At 53.9% G+C, this 575-nt stretch carries 1 protein-coding gene; it reads right to left on the bottom strand.

Annotation, left to right across the window (positions count from 1 at the left end; genetic code table 11):
• Positions 1 to 575, bottom strand: a 575-nt coding sequence (locus tag KQX66_RS36405) for an AMP-binding protein (protein ID WP_216798390.1), incomplete at both ends; no start/stop codon positions are given.

Raw genomic sequence — 575 nt, forward strand, 5'->3', positions numbered from 1 at the left:
TGCCCTTCTTCGCAATTAAAGTACGATACGTCGACCGTCGCTTCCGTCGGGCCGTACAGGTTAATGATTCGCGCTCCATTCACTGGCGCAATGTAGCGGTGGAAACGCGCTACCTGCGATGCGGTCAGCGCTTCCCCGCTCGCGAATACGTACCTTAACGAAGTCAGCTTGCTCTCCAGCTCAGCGGCCGGCAATTGCTCCACGTATTCCAGAAACGCATGCAGCATCGACGGTACGAAATGCATCGTCGTGATCCTCTGCCGTGCTATCGTTTCCAGAATAACCGCAGGGTTCTTTTCCCCGCCTACCGAAAGCAGGCATACTTTCGAACCGACGAATGCCCACCAGAACAGCTCCCATACCGATACGTCGAAGGTGATTGCCGTCTTCTGCATAATCGTATCCGCCGCATCAATCGGATAATTTTTCTGCATCCACAACAAGCGGTTAATGACCGAACGGTGTTCCACCACGACCCCCTTCGGTCTACCTGTCGTTCCCGAAGTATAAATCACATACGCCGCATTCTCGGCATCGTTAACGAGCTCCGGATTCGTATCGTCCTCGCTGTAGAC

It is taken from the genome of Paenibacillus oleatilyticus, assembly GCF_018998565.1.
Lineage (GTDB): Bacteria > Bacillota > Bacilli > Paenibacillales > NBRC-103111 > Paenibacillus_G > Paenibacillus_G oleatilyticus.